The 24,073-nt window shown below is 68.0% G+C and carries 15 protein-coding genes and 1 pseudogene; 7 read left to right on the top strand and 9 right to left on the bottom strand.

All coding sequences use genetic code 11. The features are described 5' to 3' along the window. Positions 1-312 (top strand): response regulator transcription factor (locus AC6LJ5_RS19170; protein WP_498141308.1); only part of this gene is annotated, 312 nt, incomplete at its 5' end. Between the two features lie 50 nt (positions 313-362). Here AC6LJ5_RS19170 and AC6LJ5_RS19165 read toward each other — a convergent pair. Further along, complete coding sequence (locus tag AC6LJ5_RS19165; protein ID WP_498141307.1) at positions 363-2,468, bottom strand: TonB-dependent receptor; 2,106 nt, start codon at positions 2,466-2,468, stop codon at positions 363-365. Positions 2,469-2,851: 383 nt separating this feature from the next. On the opposite strand from AC6LJ5_RS19165, the gene AC6LJ5_RS19160 reads away from it, so the two are divergent. From AC6LJ5_RS19160 to AC6LJ5_RS19140, 5 genes and pseudogenes are all read left to right on the top strand, one after another. After that, entirely contained in the window at positions 2,852-7,246 is a 4,395-nt protein-coding gene (locus tag AC6LJ5_RS19160; protein WP_498141306.1) for a YadA-like family protein, read from the top strand. Positions 7,247-7,436: 190 nt separating this feature from the next. Further along, positions 7,437-7,544: pseudogene (locus tag AC6LJ5_RS19155) on the top strand (ESPR domain-containing protein); the annotation flags it as partial. A 282-nt stretch (positions 7,545-7,826) separates the two neighbouring features. Beyond that, entirely contained in the window at positions 7,827-11,843 is a 4,017-nt protein-coding gene (locus AC6LJ5_RS19150) for a YadA family autotransporter adhesin (protein ID WP_498141309.1), read from the top strand. Positions 11,844-12,018: 175 nt separating this feature from the next. Further along, positions 12,019-16,410 carry an ESPR-type extended signal peptide-containing protein gene (locus tag AC6LJ5_RS19145; protein ID WP_498141305.1) on the top strand — a complete coding sequence of 1,464 codons (4,392 nt, stop codon included), beginning with the start codon at positions 12,019-12,021 and terminating at the stop codon, positions 16,408-16,410. Between the two features lie 251 nt (positions 16,411-16,661). After that, positions 16,662-17,015 carry a hypothetical protein gene (locus tag AC6LJ5_RS19140; RefSeq protein WP_498141304.1) on the top strand — a complete coding sequence of 118 codons (354 nt, stop codon included), beginning with the start codon at positions 16,662-16,664 and terminating at the stop codon, positions 17,013-17,015. A gap of 40 nt (positions 17,016-17,055) precedes the next feature. Here the strand turns inward: AC6LJ5_RS19140 and AC6LJ5_RS19135 are convergent, their stop codons facing one another. The 3 genes from AC6LJ5_RS19135 to AC6LJ5_RS19125 form a co-directional block, all read right to left on the bottom strand. Continuing rightward, positions 17,056-17,667: a glutathione S-transferase gene (locus tag AC6LJ5_RS19135; protein WP_498141303.1), complete on the bottom strand. Its 612-nt coding sequence runs from the start codon at positions 17,665-17,667 to the stop codon at positions 17,056-17,058. 162 nt (positions 17,668-17,829) lie between these two features. Continuing rightward, a complete protein-coding gene (locus tag AC6LJ5_RS19130) occupies positions 17,830-18,177 on the bottom strand; it encodes an antibiotic biosynthesis monooxygenase (RefSeq protein ID WP_498141302.1) in 348 nt (115 codons plus the stop codon). A 103-nt stretch (positions 18,178-18,280) separates the two neighbouring features. After that, a complete protein-coding gene (locus AC6LJ5_RS19125) occupies positions 18,281-18,916 on the bottom strand; it encodes a glutathione S-transferase family protein (protein ID WP_498141301.1) in 636 nt (211 codons plus the stop codon). 105 nt (positions 18,917-19,021) lie between these two features. Here AC6LJ5_RS19125 and AC6LJ5_RS19120 point away from each other — a divergent pair, with 105 nt between their 5' ends. Then, the gene (locus AC6LJ5_RS19120) at positions 19,022-20,059 is read left to right on the top strand and encodes a transketolase-like TK C-terminal-containing protein (protein WP_498141300.1); all 1,038 of its coding nucleotides are present in this window, start codon (positions 19,022-19,024) and stop codon (positions 20,057-20,059) included. Positions 20,060-20,114: 55 nt separating this feature from the next. On the opposite strand, the gene AC6LJ5_RS19115 is transcribed toward AC6LJ5_RS19120, so the two are convergent. The 5 genes from AC6LJ5_RS19115 to AC6LJ5_RS19095 all read right to left on the bottom strand — a co-directional run bounded on the left by AC6LJ5_RS19115 (position 20,115) and on the right by AC6LJ5_RS19095 (position 24,071). Continuing rightward, the gene (locus AC6LJ5_RS19115; RefSeq protein ID WP_103274382.1) at positions 20,115-21,095 is read right to left on the bottom strand and encodes a Bug family tripartite tricarboxylate transporter substrate binding protein; all 981 of its coding nucleotides are present in this window, start codon (positions 21,093-21,095) and stop codon (positions 20,115-20,117) included. A gap of 89 nt (positions 21,096-21,184) precedes the next feature. Next, the gene (hpaH, locus tag AC6LJ5_RS19110) at positions 21,185-21,985 is read right to left on the bottom strand and encodes a 2-oxo-hept-4-ene-1,7-dioate hydratase (protein WP_498141299.1); all 801 of its coding nucleotides are present in this window, start codon (positions 21,983-21,985) and stop codon (positions 21,185-21,187) included. A 96-nt stretch (positions 21,986-22,081) separates the two neighbouring features. Beyond that, positions 22,082-22,495, bottom strand: coding sequence for a nuclear transport factor 2 family protein (locus AC6LJ5_RS19105; RefSeq protein ID WP_103274380.1), 414 nt, complete (start codon positions 22,493-22,495; stop codon positions 22,082-22,084). A gap of 32 nt (positions 22,496-22,527) precedes the next feature. Then, a complete protein-coding gene (locus AC6LJ5_RS19100) occupies positions 22,528-23,754 on the bottom strand; it encodes an NAD(P)/FAD-dependent oxidoreductase (RefSeq protein ID WP_498141298.1) in 1,227 nt (408 codons plus the stop codon). Further along, entirely contained in the window at positions 23,751-24,071 is a 321-nt protein-coding gene (locus tag AC6LJ5_RS19095) for a non-heme iron oxygenase ferredoxin subunit (protein WP_103274378.1), read from the bottom strand. The genes AC6LJ5_RS19100 and AC6LJ5_RS19095 overlap by 4 nt, the downstream gene beginning before the upstream one ends. Positions 24,072-24,073 lie beyond the last annotated feature (2 nt).

Raw genomic sequence — 24,073 nt, 5'->3', positions numbered from 1 at the left:
AAAAGCAGAAAGACGATTCGAGGCAGGAGTCTGCCTCAAAACCCGCGCCCGGAGCAGCGGTCGGGGTTTCTCACCAGCCTGCTAGACCGCAGTGAACCCGTGGACGACCGAGTGGCCCAGCTCACCCGCAAGGAGATGGAAATACTGCGCTATCTGTTCTCCGGCATGAGCGTCAGCGAAATCGCTGCCCAGCTCAATCGCGGCATTTCCACGGTGAGCTCGCACAAGGTCGCGGCCATGCGCAAGCTCGGCACGGAAAACGATCACGAGCTGATCATGTTCTGCGTGCATCATGGGCTGTTCACCTCCTGAGCTTGCGCGGCGGCCCGGGACGCCAGGCCGCCCTGCCCGACCCGCTCGCCCTACATGCGGTACTGCAGGCTCAGCATCGCATTGCGCGGCGCGCCGGGCATGTTCAGATTGGGACTCGTGCCGTGCGCCGACACAATGTAGCCGGCGTCGAACAGGTTGTAGACGTTCAACTGCACCGAATACGGCCCCTGCCGCCACCATGCGGCGGCGTCCGCCGTGATGTAGCCCGGCAGCCTGACCGTGTTGCCCGGGTTGGCGTAGCGCGCGCCCACCAGATTCAGGCCGGCGCCGACCCCGAAGCCCTCGCCCAGGTCCTTGGTGATCCAGACATTGCCGGCATGGCGCGGCGTCAGCGTGGCGCGCTTGCCTTGCACGTCCCTGCCGGCGTCGCGCGCGACCGACTGCGTCACGCGCGCATCCAGATAGGCGTAGCCCAGCATCGCGCGCCAGCCGTGCGACAAGTCGCCCGACAGGGTCCACTCGGCGCCGTCGGTGCGCTGCGTGCCCACCGGCACCAGCGTGTTGGTCACCGGATTGGTGACCTTGATGTCGGTGCGTTCCAGGCGGAACACGGACACGGTGGTCGAGAGCCTGCCATCCAGGAAGTCGTACTTGGCGCCGACTTCATAATTGGTGGTCTGCTCCGGCGCCAGGTCGACGTTGTTGGCCGCCAGCGCGAAGGCTTCGCCCGAAGGCTGGTAGGACCGGCTCCACGACACGTAGTACGACTGCATGCTGTCGGGCTGGAACACCAGGCCCAGACGCGGACTGAAATTGGAGTCGGTGCGCGACAGGTTCCGGCCGCCACGACGATCCTCGGTCTTCTGCTCGTAGCGGTCATGACGCACGCCGGCCAGCACTTTCCAGTGCTCGCCCAGCGACATCAGGTCCTGCACATACAGGCCCAGGGTGCTGAAGCGGCCCAGGTTGTCCGAACCCGGCGCGCCAGTCACCTGGCGCGGCAAGACGGGCAGGCGCGGATCGAACAGGTTGACCACCGCGACGTTGGCCGCCGACCAATTCACCAGATCCTTGTTCTGCTGGCTCAATTCCACGCCATAGAGCAGGTCGTGGCGCACCGGGCCCCACTGCGCGCGCTGCATCAGCTCGGTCTGGTTGGTCCAGCCATGCTCCTCGCGCCGCACGTTGCCGTGGGTCAGCGCCACTGTCCCGGCGGCTTCGTTGACCGAGCCGGGCAGCGTGTTGTTGCGGTTGAGCGTGTAGTGGTAATAGCGCGTGGCGTTGCGCAGCGACCAGCTGTCGTTGAAGCGATGCGTCAGCGTGGCGGAATATGACTGCATCCGCGTCTGGGTGTAGTCGGCGTCGCGGGCGTTCGCGGCGCCGTAGTAGGTGGACGGGTCCACCCGCACCGGACGGCCATGGTAGGCGGGAATGCCGAAGTCGGTCAGGCGGCGGTCTTCCAGGAATTCCGTCTGCAGCAGCAGCGTGGTGTGATCGCCCAGCCTGAACTGAGCGGACGGCGCGATCGCCTTGCGGTCAATGAACTGCTTGTCGCGATAGCTGTCGCCCTTCTCCGCCGCGCCGGTCAGGCGCCAGGCCAGGGACCCGCTTTCAGTGACGCGGCCCAGGTCGACGTCGAGCCGACGGTCGTTCCAGGATCCGTAGCTCAGGCCGAGCTGCGAGACGTCCTCTCCCGGCCGCTTGGTCACGCGGTTGATCAGGCCGCCGGACGAGCCTCGGCCATACAGCACCGCCGCCGGACCCTTGATGACGTCGATGCGCTCGACGTTGGACAGGTCGCGGAAGTACAGCGCGTCATCACGCAAGCCGTCGACGAACTGGTCGGCGATGGCGGTGAAACCCCGTATCGAGACCTGGTCGCGCTGGCCGTCCCCGGTCGAGAAGCTGACGCCTGGCACGTTCTTGAGCGCGTCCTGCACCGACATGGCGTGCTGGTCGCGCAGCACCTGCGCCGGCACCACGTTCACCGTTTGCGGAATGTCGCGCAGCGGCGCGTCGATCTTGGTGGCGCTGGCGGACGCGGGCGGGTTGTAGCTTTGTCCGGCGTCGTCGCTGCCGACGACGCCGATGGCGGGCAAGGTGGCGATGGGCGCATCGCCCTGGGCATGGACGGTCATGGAGACCAGCGGCCCCAGGACGAGCAAGGCGGAGGAAAGGGGACGGATGACGGACATGGCCTGCGGGATCGAGTCGAAGTCGTTTGAAATGGAACAATTCGCCATTCTCGTAATAACGATAATACGTCGCAATATCTTTCTTATTCCGTTGCCATGAAACGACGATGCGCGAGGCAGCCATTGTGTTCAGATTCTTTTCAGCTGGGTTGTGCGCTGCGCTTGTATGCCGGCCTGGTCATTGGCTGTATCTGCAGCCGTGAAGCCGGCTTGCGCTCGCCCTGCCCTTTCTCGGATTTCGACGATTTTCCCTGGAAGTCGCGCTACTTATAGTTCCAGCCACACGAAACGCGCGGAAACACACCGGCGCCTTGGCCTACCCGGCCAAGCCGATACCTCTACGGAGGCGCGCCGTCCCGCCAAACTCTTTCCTGTGGCTAAAAATGAACCGAATCCACCGCCTGGTTTGGAACGCCGTCACCCAATCCTGGACCCCTGTTTCCGAACTCACCCGCGCGCGCGGCAAGGGCGGCCGTCCCCACAAGGGACTGCTCGTGGCGGTCGCGATGGCGCTGACCGGCACGGGACTGTTCCAGAGTCCCACGGCCAGCGCGCAGTCGCTTCAGATGTGCGTTGACGGGGGCGGCATGGTCTATGGATACGACAGATTTCAAGGACTCGGCTGTAGCGTCGTTCGAGACTACTTCAACCTGCAAAACCTGGGCAGTGGCACTGCTGGAGGCGGTTTCTCTACGTCGACGGTATACATACGCAGCCTACCCGACCAGACCCTGCGGTTGCAGGCAACGAACGGCATCTCGATGCTGAGTCCGGTCAATATGTCCAACAATGGCATCAGCGGCCTGACGGCCGGCGCCCTGAACGCGACCAGCACGGACGCGGTCAACGGTTCGCAGCTGTTCGTCACCAATACCGGCCTGGCCGCCGCCCAGACCTCCATCACGCAGAACACGGCCGCCATCTCTGGCCTGGGCGGACGCGTAACCGCCACGGAAGGCAATGTCACCAACCTGGGCGCCCAGGTCACACAGACCACCACTAACCTGACCAACCTGCAGACGCAGATCGGCAACGGCACGATCGGCCTGGTGCGCCAGAACGGTGCGGCGGGCGACGTGACGGTCGCCAGCGCCACCGGCGGCGCCACGGTCAACATGACCGGCACCGCCGGCGCGCGCACGGTGACCGGCGTGCGCGCCGGCGCGCTGAACACAACGAGTTCCGACGCCGTCAACGGTGGTCAGCTGTTCCAGACCAACGCCAACGTCACGGCCAACACTAACGCCATCGCGCAGAACCGGACCAATATCGCCAACAACAGCACGGCCATCACCAGCGTGGCCAACCGCGTGACTACGACCGAGGGCAACATCACCAACCTGGGCTCGCGCATGGGCACTGCCGAGGGCAACATCACCACGCTGCAGCAGCAGATCGCCAATGGCACGACGGGCCTGGTGCGCCAGGACGCCACCACTGGCGCCGTGACCGTGGCCAACGCCACCGGCGGCACCTCGGTCAGCATGGCCGGCACCGCCGGTTCCCGCACGGTGACCGGCGTGCGCGCCGGCGGCCTGAGCGCGGCCAGCACGGACGCGGTCAACGGCTCGCAACTGTTCCAGACCAACGCCAACGTCACGGCCAACACCGCTGCGATCGCGCAGAACCGGACCGACATCGCCAACAACAACACGGCCATCACCAGCGTGGGCAACCGCGTCACGACTGTCGAGGGCAGCCTGACCAACCTGGGCGGACAGGTCAACCAGACCACCACCAACATCACCAATCTGCAGCAGCAGATCGTCAATGGCACGACGGGCCTGGTGCGCCAGGACGCCGCCACCGGCGCCGTGACCGTGGCCGGCGCCACCGCCGGCACCTCGGTCAGCATGGCCGGCACCGCCGGCTCGCGCACCGTGACGGGTGTCACGGCCGGCGGCCTTACTGCGGCCAGCGCGGACGCGGTCAACGGCGCACAGCTGTTCCAGACCAACGCCAACGTCACCGCCAACACCGCCGCCATCGCGCAAACCCGGACCGATATCGCCGGCGCTACGACTTCCATCAACAACGTCAGCAATCGGGTCACCACCGTCGAAGGCAGCCTGTCCAGCCTGCAAACGCAGATCACCAATGGCACGGCGGGCCTGGTGCGCCAGGACGCCACCACCGGCGCGGTGACCATGGCCGGCGCCACCGGCGGCGCCTCGGTCAGCATGGCTGGTACCGCCGGCTCCCGCACCGTGACGGGTGTCACGGCCGGCGGCCTGAGCGCCACCAGCACGGACGCGGTCAACGGCTCGCAGCTGTTCCAGACCAACGCCAACGTCACCGCCAACACCGCCGCGATCGCGCAAAACCGGACCGATATCGCCAACAACGGCACGGCCATCACCAGCGTGGGCGACCGCGTCACGACCGTGGAAGGCGGCCTGTCCACCCTAGGCGGACAGATCAGCCAGACCACGACCAACCTGAGCAACCTGCAAACGCAGATCGTCAACGGCACGGCGGGCCTGGTGCGCCAGGATGCCGCCACCGGCACCGTGACCGTGGCCGGCGCCACGGGCGGCACCTCGGTCAGCATGGCCGGCACCGCCGGTTCCCGCAGCGTGACGGGTGTCACGGCCGGCGGCCTGAGCGCGGCCAGCACGGATGCCGTCAACGGCGCCCAGCTGTTCCAGACCAACGCCAATGTCACCGCCAATACCGCCGCCATCGCCCAGAACCGGACCGATATCGCCGGCAACACGACGGCCATCAACAACGTTGATAACCGGGTGACGACCGTCGCAGGCAATCTGACCAACCTGCAAACGCAAATCGTCAACGGCACGGCGGGCCTGGTGCGCCAGGATGCCGCCACCGGCGCCGTGACCGTGGCTGGCGCCACCGCCGGCACCTCGGTCAGCATGGCCGGCACCGCCGGCTCGCGCACCGTGACGGGTGTCACGGCCGGCGCGCTCAACGCAACGAGTTCGGACGCGGTCAACGGCGGGCAACTGTTCCAGACCAACGCCAACGTCGCGGCCAACACCGCCGCGATCACGCAGAACCGGACCGACATCGCCAACAACAGTGTGGCCATCACCAGCTTGGGCGACCGCGTCACGACCGTCGAGGGCAACCTGTCGACCCTGGGCGGACAGATCAACCAGGCCGCCTCCAGCATCACCAACCTGCAGCAGCAGATCATCAACGGCACGACGGGCCTGGTGCGCCAGGACGCCGCCACCGGCGCCGTGACCGTGGCCGGCGCCACCGCCGGCTCCTCGCTCAGCATGGCCGGCACCGCCGGATCCCGTGCCGTGACGGGTGTCACGGCGGGCAGCCTGAGCGCAGCCAGCACGGACGCGGTCAACGGGGCCCAGCTGTTCCAGACCAACGCGAACATCACCGCCAACACCAATGCCATCGACCAGGACCGCACCGACATCGCCGGCAACACGGCCACCATCAACAACGTTGATAACCAGGTGACGACGGTCGCAGGCAACCTGTCCGACCTGCAAACCCAGATCAGCAGCGGCGCGACAGGCCTGGTGCGCCAGGACGCCGCCACCGGCGCCGTGACCGTGGCCAACGCTACCGCCGGCGCCTCGGTCAGCATGGCCGGCACCGAGGGTTCCCGCACCGTGACCGGCGTCACGGCCGGCGCCCTTACTGCGGCCAGCACGGACGCGGTCAACGGCGCGCAGCTGTCACAGACCAATGCGAACGTCGCGGCCAACACCGCCACCCTCGCGCAAAATCAGATCGACATCGCCAACAACGGCACGGCCATCACCAGCGTAGGCGACCGTGTCACGACCATCGAGGGCAACCTGACCACCCTGGGCGGACAGATCAGCCAGACCACCACCAACATCACCAACCTGCAGACGCAGATCGTCAACGGCACGACCGGCCTGGTGCGCCAGGACGCCGCCACCGGCGTCGTAACCGTGGCCAGCGCCACCGCTGGCGCCTCGGTCAGCATGGCCGGAACGGCCGGCTCGCGCACCGTGTCCGGCGTCGCGGCCGGCGCCGTCAACGCGGCCAGCTCGGATGCGATCAACGGCTCGCAACTGGCCCGGACCGATGCGAACGTGGCCGCCAATGCCACGGCGGTAGATGCCGTGGCCGCCTCGGTGATCCGGCAGGATGAACAGACCGCCGCCCTGGACCAGCAAATGACGCAGATCCGCGGCGCCGGCCAGGAACTGGCGCGCCATACCGCGGCGATCACCACGGACCATGCCAGCGACGTCAGCCGCGCGACCGTGGCCCAGGGCAGCCAGGGCAACGCCATCGGCTCGGGCGCCAGCGTCACCGGCCAGGGCGGCGTGGCCCTGGGCAACAACGCCAGCGCCAGCGCGACGGGCAGCGTGGCGCTGGGCTCGAATTCGGTGGCGGATCGCGCCAACAGCGTATCGGTCGGCAGCGCCGGACAGGAACGCCAGATCACCAATGTGGCGGCGGGTTCTTCCGCCACCGATGCGGTGAACCTGGGCCAGGTGCTGGAACTCTCCGGTCAATCCGGCGGCCAGGCCGTGCAACAGGCCAATGCCTACACGGACGGCAGGATCGGCCAGCTGCGCTCAGACCTGAACGGGGGCATTGCCTCGGCCATGGCCATGGCCGGCCTGCCCAGCGCCCTTCTGCCGGGCAAGGGCATGGTATCGATGGCCGCGGCCACCTACAGCGGCGAGTCCGCCGCCGCGATCGGGCTGTCGAAAATGTCCGAGACAGGCGCCTGGACCTACAAGGCCTCCGGTTCCATCCAGCAGAACGGCAAGATCGGCGTGGGCATAGGCATCAGCTATCGCTGGTGAACGGCTGAGCGGGCCGGCTTGCGGTCGCCCTGCCTTTTCTCGAATTTCGACGATTTTCCCTGGAAGTAGCGCTACTTATAGTTTCAACCACACGAAACGCGCGGAAAAAACCGGCGCCTTGGCCTACCCGGCCAAGTCGATACCTCCACGGAGGCGCGCCGTCCCGCCAAACTCTTTCCTGTGGCCACGAATGAACCGAATCTACCGCCTGGTTTGGAACGCCATCACCCAATCCTGGACTCCCGTCTCCGAACTCACCCGCTCGCGCGGCAAGACTCGCAGCACTCAAAAAAAACGACTGCGTCTTGTGATGACAATCGCATTGGCTGGCCCGGGACTTTTCTACGCAACCCCGGCGGCCGCTCAATCACTACAAGCGTGCGGTAACAACGGCTGGGGCCAGGCTTTTGCGTACAACAACTGGGGATCAATAACTTGTACTAATACCACTGGATTCAGCCTGCAAAACCAAGGCGCGGGCGGAGGCGGGTGGGGCGGAGGCGGTTTTGCCACATCCACCGTATACGTACGCAGCGCGGTGAACCAGTCCTTGCAGCTGAGGGCAACGAACGGCATCGTGATGCTAAGCCCGGTCAACATGTCCAACAACGGCATCAGCGGCCTGACGGCCGGCGCCCTGAACGCCACCAGCACGGACGCGGTCAACGGTTCGCAGCTGTTCGTCACCAATACCGGCCTGACCGCCGCCCAGACCTCCATCACGCAGAACACGACCGCCATCTCGGGCCTGGGCGGACGCGTAACCGCCACGGAAGGCAATGTCACCAACCTGGGCGCCCAGGTCACGCAGACCACCACCAACCTGACCAACCTGCAAACGCAGATCGGCAATGGCGCGATCGGCCTGGTGCGCCAGAACGGCGCCTCGGGCGATGTGACGGTCGCCAGCGCCACTGGCGGCGCCACGGTCAACATGACCGGCACGGCCGGCGCGCGCACGGTGACCGGCGTGCGCGCTGGCGCGCTGAACGCGACCAGCGCCGACGCGGTCAACGGCTCGCAGCTGTTCCAGGCCAACGCCAACGTCACGGCCAACACTAACGCCATCGCGCAGAACCGGACCAACATCGCCAACAGCAGCGCGGCCATCACCAGCGTGGGCAACCGCGTGACCACGGCCGAGGGCAACATCACCAACCTGGGCTCGCGCATGGGCACCGCCGAGGGCAACATCACCACGCTGCAACAGCTGATCTCCAATGGCACGACGGGCCTGGTGCGCCAGGACGCCGCCACTGGCGCCGTGACCGTGGCCAACGCCACCGGCGGCACCTCGGTCAGCATGGCCGGCACCGCCGGTTCCCGCACGGTGACCGGCGTGCGCGCCGGCGGCCTGAGCGCGGCCAGCACGGACGCGGTCAACGGCTCGCAACTGTTCCAGACTAACGCCAACGTCACGGCCAACACCGCTGCGATCGCGCAGAACCGGACCGACATCGCCAACAACAACACGGCCATCACCAGCGTGGGCAACCGCGTCACGACTGTCGAGGGCAGCCTGACCAACCTGGGCGGACAGGTCAACCAGACCACCACCAACATCACCAATCTGCAGCAGCAGATCGTCAATGGCACGACGGGCCTGGTGCGCCAGGACGCCGCCACCGGCGCCGTGACCGTGGCCGGCGCCACCGCCGGCACCTCGGTCAGCATGGCGGGCGCCGCCGGCTCGCGCACCGTGACGGGTGTCACGGCCGGCGCGCTGAACGCGACCAGCACGAACGCGGTCAACGGCTCGCAGCTGTTCCAGACCAACGCCAACGTCACCGCCAACACCAGCGCCATCGCGCAAACCCGGACCGATATCGCCGGCGCTACGACTTCCATCAACAACGTCAGCAATCGGGTCACCACCGTCGAAGGCAGCCTGTCCAGCCTGCAAACGCAGATCGTCAACGGCACGACGGGCCTGGTGCGCCAGGACGCCACCACCGGCGCCGTGACCGTGGCCGGCGCCACCGCCGGCACCTCGGTCAGCATGGCCGGAACGGCCGGCTCCCGTACCGTGACCGGCGTGCGCGCCGGCGCGCTGAACGCAACGAGTTCGGACGCGGTCAACGGCTCGCAACTGTTCCAGACCAACGCCAATGTCACGGCCAACACCGCCGCCATCGCGCAGAACCGGACCGATATCGCCAACAACAGCACCGCTATCACCAGCGTGGGCGACCGCGTGACCACGGCCGAGGGCAACATCACCAACCTTGGCGGACAGATCAGCCAGACCACGACCAACCTGAGCAACCTGCAAACGCAGATCGTCAATGGCACGACGGGCCTGGTCCGCCAGGACGCCGCCACCGGCGCCGTGACCGTGGCCGGCGCCACGGGTGGCTCGTCGGTCAGCATGGCCGGCATCGCCGGCTCGCGCACCGTGACGGGTGTCACGGCCGGAGCGCTGAACGCGACCAGCATGGATGCCGTCAACGGCGGACAGCTGTTCCAGACCAACGCCAATGTCACCGCCAACGCCGCCGCCATCGCCCAGAACCGGACCGATATCGCCGGTAACACGACGGCCATCAACAACGTCACCAATCGCGTCACCATCGTCGAAGGCAATCTGTCCAGCCTGCAAACGCAGATCACCAATGGCACGGCGGGCCTGGTGCGCCAGGACGCCGCCACCGGCGCCGTGACCGTGGCCGGCGCCACGGGCGGCTCGTCGGTCAGCATGGCCGGCACCGCCGGTTCCCGCACCGTGACGGGTGTCACGGCCGGCGCCCTGACTGCGACCAGCACGGATGCGGTCAACGGCGCGCAGCTGTTCCAGACCAACGCCAACGTCACCGCCAACACCGCTGCCATCGCCCAGAACCGGACCGACATCGCCAACAACGGCACGGCCATCACCAGCGTGGGCGACCGTGTCACGACCGTCGAGGGCAACGTGTCCACCCTGGGCGTACAAGTCAACCAGACCACGACCAACTTGACCAACTTGCAGCAGCAGATCATCAACGGCACGACCGGCCTGGCGCGCCAGGACGCCGCCACCGGCGCCGTGACCGTGGCCGGCGCCACCGCCGGCGCCTCGGTCAGCATGGCCGGAACGGCCGGCTCGCGCACCGTGTCCGGCGTCGCGGCCGGCGCCGTCAACGCGGCCAGCTCGGACGCGATCAACGGCGCACAGCTGTTCCAGACCAACGCCAGCGTCTCCGCCAATACCAATGCCATCAATCAGGATCGGACCGATATCGCCAACCACGGCACGCTGATCAGCAACATCGATAACCGCGTGACGACGGTCGACGGCGATCTGACCACGCTGCAAAGCCAGATCGTCAACGGCGCGACGGGCCTGGTGCGCCAAGATGCCGCCACCGGCGCTGTGACCGTGGCCGGCGCCACCGCCGGCGCCTCGGTCAGCATGGCCGGAACGGGCGGCTCCCGCACCGTGACCGGCGTCACGACCGGCGCGCTGAATGCAACGAGCTCGGACATGGCCAACGGGTCACAGCTGTTCCAGACCGACGCGGGCGTCGCCGCCAACACCGCCGCCATCGCGCAGGACCGGACCGATATCGCCAACAACGGCGCGGCCATCACCAGCGTGGGCGACCGCGTGACGGTGGTCGAGGCAGACCTTGCGAACCGTGACAGCCAACTGTCCCAGACCAAGACCAACCTGACCAACCTGCAGACGCAGATCATCAACGGCACGACCGGCCTGGTGCGCCAAGACGCCGCCACCGGCGCCGTGACCGTGGCCGGCGCCACCGCCGGCGCCTCGGTCAGCATGGCCGGCACCGCCGGCTCGCGCACCGTATCCGGCGTCGCGGCCGGCGCCGTCGACGCGGCCAGCTCGGACGTGGTCAACGGCGCGCAACTGGCCCGGACCGATGCGAGCGTGGCCGCCAATGCCACGGCGGTCGAAGCCGTGGCCGCCTCGGTGATCCGGCAGGATGAGCAGACCGCCGCCCTGGACCAGCACATGACGCAGATCCGCGGCGCCGGCCAGGAGCTGGCGCGCCATACCGCGGCGATCACCACCGACAACGCCAGCCCCGTCAGCCGCGCGACCGTGGCCCAGGGCAGCCAGGGCAATGCCATCGGCTCGGGCGCCAGCGTCACCGGCCAGGGCGGCGTGGCCCTGGGCAACAACGCCAGCGCTAGCGCGACGGCCAGCGTGGCGCTGGGCTCGGATTCGGTGGCGGACCGCGCCAACAGCGTGTCGGTCGGCAGCGCCGGACAGGAACGCCAGATCACCCATGTCGCGGCGGGTTCTTCCGCCACCGACGCGGTGAACCTGGGCCAGGTGCTCGAGCTCTCCGGTCAATCCGGCGGCCAGGCCGTGCAACAGGCCAATGCCTACACGGACGGCAGGATCGGCCAGCTGCGCTCAGACCTGAACGGGGGCATTGCCTCGGCCATGGCCATGGCCGGCCTGCCTGGCGCCATCCTGCCGGGCAAGGGCATGGTATCGATGGCCGCGGCCACCTACGGCGGCGAATCCGCCGCCGCGATCGGGCTGTCGAAAATGTCCGAGACAGGCGCCTGGACCTACAAGGCCTCCGGTTCCATCCAGCAGAACGGCAAGATCGGCGTCGGCATAGGCATCAGCTATCGCTGGTGAACTGCCAAGCGGGTTGAATTCTCGAACTTCTACGGTTTTCCGCCCTACCCGCCTTGAATATAGTTTTACCCACATGGAGTCACTCCATGAATTCTTCGCGTATGCCTTGCTCGGCTGTTTCGATATTGCTTGATGGGGCGGCATAGCTAAATACCCTCTCTCTTATGGACCAGCCATGAATCGAATCTACCGCCTCGTTTGGAACGCCGTCACCCAATCCTGGACTCCCGTGTCCGAAGTCTCGCGAGCACGCGGGAAAAGCGGCCGAGCCAATGGACCGCTGCTGGCCGTCGGCGGCATGATGGTGATCGGCGCCGGCCTCGTCTATGGCTCCGCCGCGAACGCGCAGTCTCTCCAGCTGTGCAATGGCACCTCCGGTCAATCCTATGCGACGGATACCTACAACCGAATCACATGCACCGCGCAGCAGCCGGTGTTCAGCCTGCAGAACCTGGGCACCTCCACCGGCGGCGGACTCGACACCTCGACGGTGTTCGTTCGCGGCATGGCCGACCAGACCCTGCAGCTGCGGGCAACGAACGGCATCGTGATGCTGAGCCCGGTCAACATGTCCAACAATGGCATCAGCGGCCTGACCGCCGGCGCCCTGAACGCGACCAGCACGGACGCGGTCAACGGTTCGCAGCTGTTCGTCACCAATACCGGCCTGGCCGCCGCCCAGACCTCCATCACGCAGAACACGACCGCCATCTCGGGCCTGGGCGGACGCGTAACCGCCACGGAAGGCAATGTCACCAACCTGGGCGCCCAGGTCACGCAGACCACCACCAACCTGACCAACCTGCAGACGCAGATCGGCAACGGCACGATCGGCCTGGTGCGCCAGAACGGTGCGGCGGGCGACGTGACGGTCGCCAGCGCCACCGGCGGCGCCACGGTCAACATGACCGGCACCGCCGGCGCGCGCACGGTGACCGGCGTGCGCGCCGGCGCGCTGAACACAACGAGTTCCGACGCCGTCAACGGTGGTCAGCTGTTCCAGACCAACGCCAACGTCACGGCCAACACTAACGCCATCGCGCAGAACCGGACCAATATCGCCAACAACAGCACGGCCATCACCAGCGTGGGCAACCGCGTGACCACGACCGAGGGCAACATCACCAACCTGGGCTCGCGCATGGGCACCGCCGAGGGCAACATCACCACGCTGCAGCAGCAGATCGCCAATGGCACAACGGGCCTGGTGCGCCAGGACGCCGCCACCGGCGCCGTGACCGTGGCCAACGCCACCGGCGGCACCTCGGTCAGCATGGCTGGCACCGCCGGTTCCCGCACGGTGACCGGCGTGCGCGCCGGCGGCCTGAGCGCGACCAGCACGGACGCGGTCAATGGCTCGCAACTGTTCCAGACCAACGCCAACGTCACCGCCAACACCGCCGCCATCGCGCAAAACCGGACCGACATCGCCAACAACGGCACGGCCATCACCAGCGTGGGCAACCGCGTCACGACCGTCGAGGGCAGCCTGACCAACCTGGGCGGACAAGTCAACCAGGCCACCACCAACATCACCAATCTGCAGCAGCAGATCGTCAATGGCACGACGGGCCTGGTGCGCCAGGACGCCGCCACCGGCGCCGTGACCGTGGCCGGCGCCACCGCCGGCACCTCGGTCAGCATGGCCGGCACCGCCGGCTCGCGCACCGTGACGGGTGTCACCGCCGGCGCACTGAACGCGACCAGCACGAATGCGGTCAACGGCTCGCAGCTGTTCCAGACCAACGCCAACGTCACCGCCAACACCGCCGCCATCGCCCAGAACCGGACCGATATTGCCGGTAACACGACGGCCATCAACAACGTCACCAATCGGGTCACCACCGTCGAAGGCAGCCTGTCCAGCCTGCAAACGCAAATCGTCAACGGCACGGCGGGCCTGGTGCGCCAGGATGCCGCCACCGGCGCCGTGACCGTGGCCGGCGCCACCGCCGGCACCTCGGTCAGCATGGCCGGCACCGCTGGCTCCCGCACCGTGACGGGTGTCACGGCCGGCGCGCTGAACGCGACCAGCACGAACGCGGTCAACGGCTCGCAGCTGTTCCAGACCAACACAAACGTCACCGCCAACACCGCTGCGATCGCGCAGAACCGGACCGATATCGCCAACAACGGCACGGCCATCACCAGCCTGGGTAACCGCGTCACGACCGTCGAAGGCGGTCTGTCGACCCTGGGCGGACAGATCAACCAGGCCACCACCAACATCACCAATCTGCAGCAGCAGATCACCAACGGCACGACGGGCCTGGTGCGCCAGGATGCCGCCACCGGCGCTGTGACCGTGGCCGGCGCCACGGGCGGCACCTCGGTCAGCATGGCCGGCATCGCCGGTTCCCGTACCGTGACGGGTGTGACGGCCGGCGGCCTGAGCGCTGCCAGCACGGACGCGGTCAACGGCTCGCAGCTGTTCCAGACCAATGCCAACGTCACCGCCAACACCGCCGCCATCGCCCAGAACCGGACCGATATTGCCGGTAACACGACGGCCATCAACAACGTCACCAATCGCGTCACCACCGTCGAAGGCAATCTGTCCAGCCTGCAAACGCAGATCACCAATGGCACGGCGGGCCTGGTGCGCCAGGATGCCGCCACCGGCGCCGTGACCGTGGCCGGCGCCACGGGCGGCACCTCGGTCAGCATGGCCGGCACCGCTGGCTCCCGCACCGTGACGGGTGTCACCGCCGGCGGCCTGAGCGCCACCAGCACGGACGCGGTCAACGGCGCGCAGCTGTTCCAGACCAACGCCAACGTCACCGCCAACACCGCCGCCATCGCCCAGAACCGGACCGACATCGCCAACAACAGCACGGCCATCACCAGCGTGGGCGACCGCGTGACCACGGCCGAGGGCAACATCACCAACCTGGGCGGACAGATCAGCCAGACCACGACCAACCTGACCAACCTGCAGACGCAGATCATCAACGGCACGACGGGCCTGGTGCGCCAGGACGCCGCCACCGGCGCAGTGACCGTGGCCGGCGCCACCGCCGGCACCTCGGTCAGCATGGCCGGCACCGCCGGCTCGCGCACGGTGACGGGTGTCACCGCCGGCGGCCTGAGCGCGACCAGCACCGACGCGGTCAACGGCGCACAGCTGTCCCAGACCAACGCCAACGTCGCGGCCAACACCGCCGCCATCGCCCAGAACCGGACCGATATCGCCGGCAACACGACGGCCATCAACAATGTGGATAACCGGGTGACGACGGTCGCAGGCAATCTGACCAATCTGCAAACGCAGATCACCAATGGCACGACCGGCCTGGTGCGCCAGGATGCCGCCACCGGCGCCGTGACCGTCGCTGGCGCCACCGCCGGCACCTCGGTCAGCATGGCCGGCACCGCCGGCTCGCGCACCGTGACGGGTGTCACCGCCGGCGGCCTGAGCGCCACCAGCACGGACGCGGTCAACGGCGCGCAGCTGTTCCAGACCAACGCCAACGTCACCGCCAACACCGCCGCCATCGCGCAGAACCGGACCGACATCGCCAACAACGGCACGGCCATCACCAGCGTGGGCGACCGTGTCACGACCGTCGAGGGCAACCTGACCACCCTGGGCGGACAGATCAGCCAGACCACGACCAACCTGACCAACCTGCAGACGCAGATCGTCAACGGCACGACGGGCCTGGTGCGCCAGGACGCCGCCACCGGCGCCGTGACCGTGGCCGGCGCCACCGCCGGCTCCTCGGTCAGCATGGCCGGCACCGCCGGCTCGCGCACCGTGTCCGGCGTCGCGGCCGGTGCCGTCAACGCGACCAGCTCGGACGCAATCAACGGCTCGCAACTGGCCCGGACCGAAGCGAACGTGGCCGCCAATGCGACGGCGGTCGATGCAGTCACGGCCGCGGCGTCCCAGCAGGGCGTACGCATCGCCGCCCTGGACCAGCAGATGACGCAAATCCGCGGCGCCGGCCAGGAGTTGGCGCGCCATACCGCGGCGATCACCACGGACCATGCCAGCGACGTCAGCCGCGCGACCGTGGCCCAGGGCAGCCAGGGCAATGCCATCGGCTCGGGCGCCAGCGTCACCGGCCAGGGCGGCGTGGCCCTGGGCAACAACGCCAGCGCCAGCGCGGCGGGCAGCGTGGCGCTGGGCTCGGATTCGGTGGCGGACCGCGCCAACAGCGTGTCGGTCGGCAGCGCCGGACAGGAACGCCAGATCACCAATGTCGCGGCGGGTTCTTCCGCCACCGACGCGGTGAACCTGGGCCAGGCGCTCGATCTTTCCCGCCAGTCCGGCGGTCAGGCGGTGCAACGGGCCAATGCCTACACGGATAGCAAGATCGGCCAGCTGCGTTCAGAGGTCAACGCCGGCGTGGCTTCCGCCATGGCCATGGCCGGACTGCCCAGCGCCGCGATTCCGGGCAAGAACATGCTCTCGATGGCCGCGTCCACCTACGAGGGACGCTCCGCCATGGCGATCGGCGTTTCCGGCGTATCGGGCAACGGGGTGTGGGTCTACAAGGCATCGGGCTCCACCACGACGCGCGGCAAGCTCGGCGGCACCGTCGGCGCGGGCTTTCACTGGTAAGTCCCGCCGGATAGCCCGGGCCCGCCGGGCGCGGGCGGCGCGACTGCCGCCTGCGCCCGGCCCTGGCTCCATCTTGCCCAAGCCTTCCAGGTGTCGCTGAGACTGGTGCATATCGTCTTCAGCCAGGACCCGATGCGCGGGTGCTTTCTTCGCACGCTTCAATCCGTCCTTCGGATTCCGGCACCTTCCGCAAGACATTCAAGCGTCACTTCGACGCACCCCCTGCAACATACAGAAGGCAGCAATAGAAAATGGACACGGGACTGCTGACAGAATCCGCTGCCAACAACATAAGGCTGCGCAGGCGCGGCTATCGCCTGGAGAAGCCCGAGCCCATCCAGGCGTTGATGCGCACATACAACTGGACGCTGCTGCGCGCCTGGCGCAGCTGGCTCTCTTATTCGCAGGACGTCATGGCGATCCGTCTCGGAATGGCGCCGGCCACCTACGCTCAGCTCGAGCTCGGAACAATCTCTCTGTGCGAATGGACCGAGTCGGAGATCGCCTGCAGATTGGCCAGTCTGGCCCCTCCCCTGGATGCGAGACGCGCGGGGCACTCCGCATGGAGACTGCGCGCGGGGATTCCGGATGGCCTGCTGCCTTGAACATCCGGAAAGCGCCGGGCCATCCCTGGACAGGCTTGCTTCAATCGTGCGGAAACGCCTGGAACGCCGGCAACGCTTCCGCCTGATCGGAGAGCCGCGCCAGCCCGGGATGGCGCTGCGCGTCGACCGATCCCGGCAGCAAGGCCTGCGTGAACCTCCACGCGACCGCCGCCGTCACGGCGAACTGGCCGAGCTTCTTCAAGGGCAGCGTCGGCGTCCATGTCTTGTGCAAGGCGGTCTCGAGCGTGGCGTAGGCCGCGTCCAATTGGCCCTGCACGCGGGCCACCCAGGGCTCGTGCTGTTTCTCCGCCGGACGCAGATTGCGTTCATAGACGATCTGCACCGTCTTCTCGCAAGCCGCCAATGCCAGCCCGATGACGGCCGTGGCCTGGCGCCGCTGCTCCAGGGAATCCGGCATGAGCGTGCGTCCGCTGGCATGTTCGGCATAGTCGATGATGAGCGTGGAATCCATCAGGACCGTGCCATCGTCCAGCACCAGCGTGGGCGCCTTGACGACCGGATTGATGGCCTTGAATTCGTCGAAGGTGCTGAATACGGATAGCGGCAGGTGATCGAAATCGATGCCAAGCAGGCGCAGCGATATGGCGGTGCGCCGTACATAGGGGGAATCCAGCATGCCGATGAGTTTCACGTTGACTCCGGGTTGTGGGTTGCCTGGGAAGGCGTAGGGAATGCGCGGGCCGGGCCGTCGCATTTCAGCACCGCGCCGCGCGGCAGGCCACAGATTACTCCCAGGCCGGGTCGGCCGCCCTGCCCGCCTTCCCGCACCCGTTGGCAAACGGATGCGCCCGCGCTATTTCGCCCCTGGCAGCACCAGGTCATCCACGCGGTAGGTATGGAACTCGCTGGTGGACACTTCATCCAGCCGGCCGAATTTCTCCAGGAATACCGGATCGGAAAAGAACTCGTCCACCTTGTTCGCGCCGGAAATGGCCTCGATGTTGACCACGGTCTTGCCGTCGGTGCTCTTGGACAGATTGCTCCACAGGAAGCCCTGCTTGGTGCGGGCGACGTAGCGCACCACGTCCTGGATGGCGCTGAAGGCTTGCTCCTGCTTGCCGGGATGGGCATGGATGACGTTGACGATGAAGACGGTGGGCTGGGGGCCGGCAACGAAGGCGGCGACGTGCGGGGATGTCATGGTCTGGGTTCCTTGGGGGTGATGACGGACGGCAGTGTGCGCCCGGGAACCCGTTGGAAAAAGCAGCCGGCGGGCGCAACATTGTGGACAATTTCGTCCTGAATCAACCGCCTTGGCTTTCCCGCACGGCCGCCTGGACCGCCGGCCTGGCCTCGATGGCCTCCAGCCACCGGCCCACGTGCTCGAACGACGCGATGTCCAGCTGCAGTTCCTCGCTCGTGCGCAGCCACGAAAAGGCGGCGATGTCCGCGATCGAGTAATCCGGCGTGGCCAGATGGCGCGATTCGCCCAGCCGCCGGTCCACCACGCCCAGCAGGCGCAGCGACTCCTTGCGGTAGCGCTCGATCGCCTCTTCGTTGCCGCTCCGGGACCCATGCAGGAACCACCAGAGCTGCCCCAGCATGGGGCCGATGCCGCCGATCTGGAAATGCAACCATTGCTGCACCGCCAGCTGTCCGGCCAGCGTGTCCGGCTGCAGATGGCCGGACTTGTTGCTCAGGTACGAAAGAATGGCGCCCGATTCGAATACCGTCAGTCCGGCTTCGTGGTCGACGATGGCGGGAATCTTGCCGTTCGGGTTGATCTTCAGGTACTCGGGCCGCTTCTGCTCGCCCGCGCCCAGGTCCACGGGATGACGCTGGTGCGCCAGGCCCGCCTCATGCAGATAGATGCCGACCTTCAGGCCGTTGGGCGTATTGGCCGTGTAGAAGGTGATGGGATGTCGGTTTTCGGCTGCCATGGCGCGCTCCGGTTTGATTGCGTGAAATACTTGCCGCTACAATAGTTGCAAATGCAATTCTAATCAAAGCACGCACCGCCGTGTGCATCCGCCGAGCAAACACACATGTCCAGCCACACGCACAATGGGCCCCGACCTTCGGCCAGCACCCGCGCCGCCGCACAGGCGTGCCTGGCGCGCATGGCCGCCCGCCGTTCCGGCGCGGCGCATCAAGCACGGGAGTCGCCGGCCGCGATGGCTCGGGGACTGGCGCGCACGCTGCTCGCGGAAGCCGGGGACGCCAGCCAACTGTCGCTGGTCAAGGGCCCCGGCGCGGACGATGTGCCCGACGCGGGCCTCGCGGCGGCCTGGCCGCTGCGCTTCGGCGGCGCGGAGCCAGGCCATGAAAAACCGCTGCTGTATTTTTTGCGCGCCAGCGCCGCCAGCGCGTTGAGCGCGGCCTGCTGGGAAACGCAGGATCGCGGCATCATCCTGAACCTGGCGGAAACCACGCCGTCGCGCTGGACCAAGGGCGTGATGCCCGATGTGCCGGTCTGGCTCAATGCCTACCTGCCCTGCACGCCGTATGACCCGGCATCGGCCGACGAGGCCCGCGCGATCCTGCGGGGCGCGCTGCAAGCCCTGTATGTGGACGGTGACGCCGGCTGCTGCTACCTGACGCTGCATGGCGATGACGCGGGCGCGGATCCGCTCAGCGAGCCGGACGCGCAAGCCGCTTGGCGCGGGATGTACCGCATCGGCCCGGCGTCGGCCGACGCGCGGATCCGGCTGTGCGGCGCGGGCAAGGCCTTGTCGCGCGTGATCCAGGCGGCCGGGTGGCTGCGCCGTGACTGGGGCATAGACAGCGAGATCTGGAGCTGCCCCAGCTATACGCGCCTGGCGCGCGACGCCGGCGCCGCCGACCGCTGGAACGGGCTCAACCCCCTGATGACGCCCCGGACCTCGCATCTGGACGCCTGCCTGAACGGCGATGCGCGCCCCGTGCTCGCGATCACGGACTACCACCAGCCCATCGCCGGCCAGATCGGCGCCCATGTGCGGGCGCCTTTCGTGGCGGTGGGCGCCGACTCGCAGGCCCGCGAGCATGCCAGGCCCGCCGACGCGCAGTGGCTCGTCGCCATGGCGCTGCGGATGCTGGGCTGATCCGGTCGCGCAGTGCGCAGGCGGTCCGCTTGCGCACCGCCTGCCCTGGCCCCGCTCAGTCGATCGACGCGCCGGCGGTCTTCACCACCTTGCCCAGCCGCTCGTATTCCTCGGCGCCGAAGTCCTTCAGGCCGGCCCGCGTGGTCGGCGACGGAATGGCGCCGCGCGATTCCAGCATCTTGCGCACCTCGGGCTTCTGCAGCACCTGGTTGAGGGCGGCGTTGAGCTTGTCCAGCACTGCGACCGGCGTGCCCTTGGGCGCGTACAGGCCGTCCCAGGCGTAGAACTCGTAGCCCTTCACGCCCGCCTCGCTGACGGTGGGAATGTCCGGATTGGACGCCACCCGTTCCGGCGTGGTCACGCCCAGCGCGCGCAGCTTGCCGGCGGCGATCTGGCCCGAGACGTTGGGCATCACGTCGATCATGAACGAGATGCGGCCGCCCAGCAGGTCGGTCATGGCCGCGCCGCCACCCTTGTACGGGATGTGCATGACCTTGATGCCCGCCATCTGGTTGAGCAGTTCACAGGCCAGGTGCGACGAGGTGCCGTTGCCGGCCGAGCCGCAGGTCAGTTCGCCCGGACGCGACTTGGCGTAGGCGATCAGCTGCTCCAGGGTCTTGAAGCGTTCATCGGCGCTGTTCACCACCAGGGCCGCGGCGATGATGGTGAAGCGCGACACCGGCTCGAAGTCGCCCGGCGCATAGCCGGGACTCTTGTAAAGCCAGTGATTGGTGGCCTGCGTGCCGTTGGTGCCATATGCCAGCGTGTAGCCGTCGGGATTGGCGCGCGCGGCGATGGACGTGCCGATATTGCCGCCGGCGCCCGGCCGGTTTTCCACGATGATGGTCTGGCCCAGCTCGCGTCCCAGCGGTTCGGCCATCAGCCGCGCCAGCGTGTCGCCGCCGCCGCCGGCCGCGAAGGGCACCACCAGGGTGATGGCGTGGGTGGGCCAGGCCGGCTCGGCCTGGGCCGTACAGAACGCCAGCGACGCGCAGGCGGCGGCGACCGTTCCGATCAAGCTCTTGTAGGGTTTCAAGTTTGTCTCCTGTTCAATGGTAGCGCGCGCCCTGTGTAGTGGATATGTGGCGCGCGGGTTGCTGCGGGTATTCCTGGATCCGGCTTTCCTCAGACGAAACGGCAGCTGACGGCGCCCAGCGCGCCGTAGTCGACGTGGAAGGTGTCGCCGCGCTCGGCGTAGACCGGCCGCGTGAAGGAGCCGCTCAGGATGATCTGCCCGGCCTCCAGCGCCACATCGTGCTCGGCCAGCTTGTTGGCCAGCCAGACCACGCCGTTGGCCGGATGATTCAGCACGCCGGCCGCCAGGCCGGTCTCCTCGATCACGGCGTTGCGCGACATCATGGCGCCGACCCAGCGCAGGTCGGTGTCGCCGACCCGCACAGGGCGGCCGCCCATGACCACGCCGGCGTTGGCCGCGTTGTCGGCGATGGTGTCGAAGACCTTGCGCGGGCGCTTGGTGTCGGGATCGATCTGGTGCGAGCGCGCGTCGATGATTTCCAGCGCGGGAATCACGTAGCGCACGGCGTCCAGCACGTCGAACAGCGTCACGTCCGGCCCTTGCAGGCGGCGCTCCAGGATGAAGGCCAGTTCCACCTCGACGCGCGGCACGATGTAGCGGTCGCGCGGGATCTCGGCGCCGTCGCCGTACAGCATGTCGTCCAGCAGCGCGCCGTAGTCCGGCTCGTCGATCTGCGACGACAGCTGCATGGCGCGCGAGGTCAGGCCGATCTTGTGGCCGACCAGCCGCCGGCCCGCCGCGATCTTGGAGGCCACCCATTCACGCTGAATGGCGTAGGCGTCGGCGATGGTGATGTCGGGATGGTCCAGCGACAGCTGGCGCACCTGGCTGCGGCCGCGCTCGGCCTGGTCCAGGCGCTGCGCCAGCGCCCTGATGGTGGCGGAATCCATGGAAGGTTCTCCGGGATGATTGGGATTCGGTGACTGTGATGCAGTGGCTGTGATTCGATGGCTGCGATTCAGTGCCTGAGGCTCGACATCCGGCGCTCATTCGGGCGGCAGATGGCGGCGGCTGCGCTTGTCCTGCAGCCGCCAGCCCTGCGCGGTGGCCACCAGCGTGTCCTGGCATTCGCGGATCGCGACCAGCCGTGGCGCCCCGCCCTGCTCCGTCGGCCTGCTCTCATAGGCGGTCAGGAAATAGGCGACCGTGGCCCGCGATCCGTCCAGCGTGGCCAGCCGCAGATTGGTCACGACATGGCAGGTGGCGCGATCCGGCGCGCGGCCATTGAGCGCGTCCAAGATCTGCTCGCGGCCGGACAGCAGCCGTCCTTGCCGTTCCCAGCAGCCGTCTTCGGTCATCAGCGCGGCGGCGGCCTCGTGCCGGCGCGTGTCCAGCGCATGGAAAAACGCCAGCACGGTTTCTTCGCAGGCGGCCTTGGTAAGCAGGTGTTCAAGTTCCATTGCATGCTCCTTGCCCGGTTCCGGGGTCGCCATCATCCGATCTGGGCGCTGGCCAGCGGCGCATCGGACCGGCGCAGCAGCGCCGGATCCAGCACCGCGCCCTGCGCGATCCATTTACGCAGCTGGCGCAGTTCGCGCGCCGCGTTCACTGTCACGCCCGCCACGGCGCGGCCTTCCGCATCCAGCGCCACCGACAGCAGCGCGCGGGCATCCGCCTGCGGCCGCAGCACCTCGCTGGCCGCCAGCGCCGGAAAGCCGACGATCTGCACCATGGCGTCGTATTGCTCCGACCAGACCGCGCCGGTCGGCCGATACGCTTCGCCCAGGCCCAGCGCCGACAACGCCGCCGCCGTGCCCTGATCCTGCGCGTTCTGCCAGGACTCCAGCCGCAAGCGGCCGCCGCCGGGCCGCGCGGACACAGCCACGTCGCCGGCCGCGTACACGTCCGGCGCCGATGTGCGGCAACGCTCGTCCACCAGCACGCCGCGATCGCAGGCAATGCCGGCGTCGCGCGCCAGCGCATCGTTGGGCGTAAGGCCCACGCCCAGCACGATCGCATCGGCGGCGATCGAGGAGCCATCCGCCAGTTCCGCCACGGGCCGGCCATCGGCTGAACCGCCCACGGCGCGCAGGCCGGCGTTCAGCCGCAGCGCCACGCCGTTGGCCGCGTGCAGCGTCGCCAGATGCGCCGACACGCCCGGCTGCACGCTGCGCGCGCACAGCCGCGCCTCGCGCTCCAGCACCGTGACCTTGCTGCCGGACTGGCGCGCCGTGGCGGCAACCTCCAGCCCGATCCAGCCGCCGCCCACGATCAGCACATGCCGGTCGGGGCCCAGCCGGGCGCGCAGCCGCTCGGCATCGGCCCGCGTGCGCAGCACATGCACACCGTCATGGTCCACGCCCGGCAGCGCCGGCACCGTGGGCCGGCCGCCGGTGCAGAGAATCAGCTTGTCGTAGGCCAGCGCCTGGCCGGAGGACGTGTCCACCCGCCTGTCCGCGACGCGCAGCCGCAGCGCCGCGACGCCGGGCTCGAACTCGATGCCCATCGACTCCAGCTTGTGCGCGGCGAACAGCTCGGTGCTTTCCGCCAGGGCCTGGCCGGACAGCACCGCCTTGCTCAGCGGCGGCCGTTCGTAGGGCGCGTGCGGCTCGTCGCCCAGCAGCACGATGCGGCCGTCGTAGCCGCGGTCGCGCAGCGTGGTGGCGGCCCAGCCGCCCGCCTGGCCGGCGCCGACGATGACGATGGCGCCGGCGTTCACGCGGCTTCCGCCTTCAGGTAGATGACATCGCCGTCCACCTTCACCTCGTAGCGGCGCAGGTCGGTCGTGACGGGCGGGCATTTCGGCTTGCCGCTGCGGATGTCGAACACGCCCTGGTGCAGCGGGCATTCGATGGTGCCGTCCTCGAGGTAGCCGTCGGCCAGGCTGGCGTTGCCATGCGGGCAGCGGTCCTGCGTGGCGCAGATCTCGCCTTGCAAGTCATAGAGACAGACACCCTCGCCGTCCAGCACGACGCGCAGGGTATTGGTGTCGGGCGAGATATCGCCCACTTGGGCCACGCGTTTCCAGGTTTCCATGC

The organism is Achromobacter sp. 1011791174, assembly GCF_059760925.1.
The sequence above is the reverse complement of the archived record's forward strand: the minus strand, read 5'-3'. Positions and strand labels throughout refer to the sequence as shown.

What these genes read in the sequence shown, in the direction of transcription:
- AC6LJ5_RS19165 (WP_498141307.1), bottom strand. Translation starts at nt 2,468, where the DNA reads ATGTCCGTCATCCGTCCCCTTTCCTCCGCCTTGCTCGTCCTGGGGCCG.
- AC6LJ5_RS19160 (WP_498141306.1), top strand. Translation starts at nt 2,852, where the DNA reads ATGAACCGAATCCACCGCCTGGTTTGGAACGCCGTCACCCAATCCTGG.
- AC6LJ5_RS19150 (WP_498141309.1), top strand. Translation starts at nt 7,827, where the DNA reads ATGCTAAGCCCGGTCAACATGTCCAACAACGGCATCAGCGGCCTGACG.
- AC6LJ5_RS19145 (WP_498141305.1), top strand. Translation starts at nt 12,019, where the DNA reads ATGAATCGAATCTACCGCCTCGTTTGGAACGCCGTCACCCAATCCTGG.
- AC6LJ5_RS19140 (WP_498141304.1), top strand. Translation starts at nt 16,662, where the DNA reads ATGGACACGGGACTGCTGACAGAATCCGCTGCCAACAACATAAGGCTG.
- AC6LJ5_RS19130 (WP_498141302.1), bottom strand. Translation starts at nt 18,177, where the DNA reads ATGACATCCCCGCACGTCGCCGCCTTCGTTGCCGGCCCCCAGCCCACC.
- AC6LJ5_RS19125 (WP_498141301.1), bottom strand. Translation starts at nt 18,916, where the DNA reads ATGGCAGCCGAAAACCGACATCCCATCACCTTCTACACGGCCAATACG.
- AC6LJ5_RS19120 (WP_498141300.1), top strand. Translation starts at nt 19,022, where the DNA reads ATGTCCAGCCACACGCACAATGGGCCCCGACCTTCGGCCAGCACCCGC.
- hpaH (WP_498141299.1), bottom strand. Translation starts at nt 21,985, where the DNA reads ATGGATTCCGCCACCATCAGGGCGCTGGCGCAGCGCCTGGACCAGGCC.
- AC6LJ5_RS19105 (WP_103274380.1), bottom strand. Translation starts at nt 22,495, where the DNA reads ATGGAACTTGAACACCTGCTTACCAAGGCCGCCTGCGAAGAAACCGTG.
- AC6LJ5_RS19095 (WP_103274378.1), bottom strand. Translation starts at nt 24,071, where the DNA reads ATGGAAACCTGGAAACGCGTGGCCCAAGTGGGCGATATCTCGCCCGAC.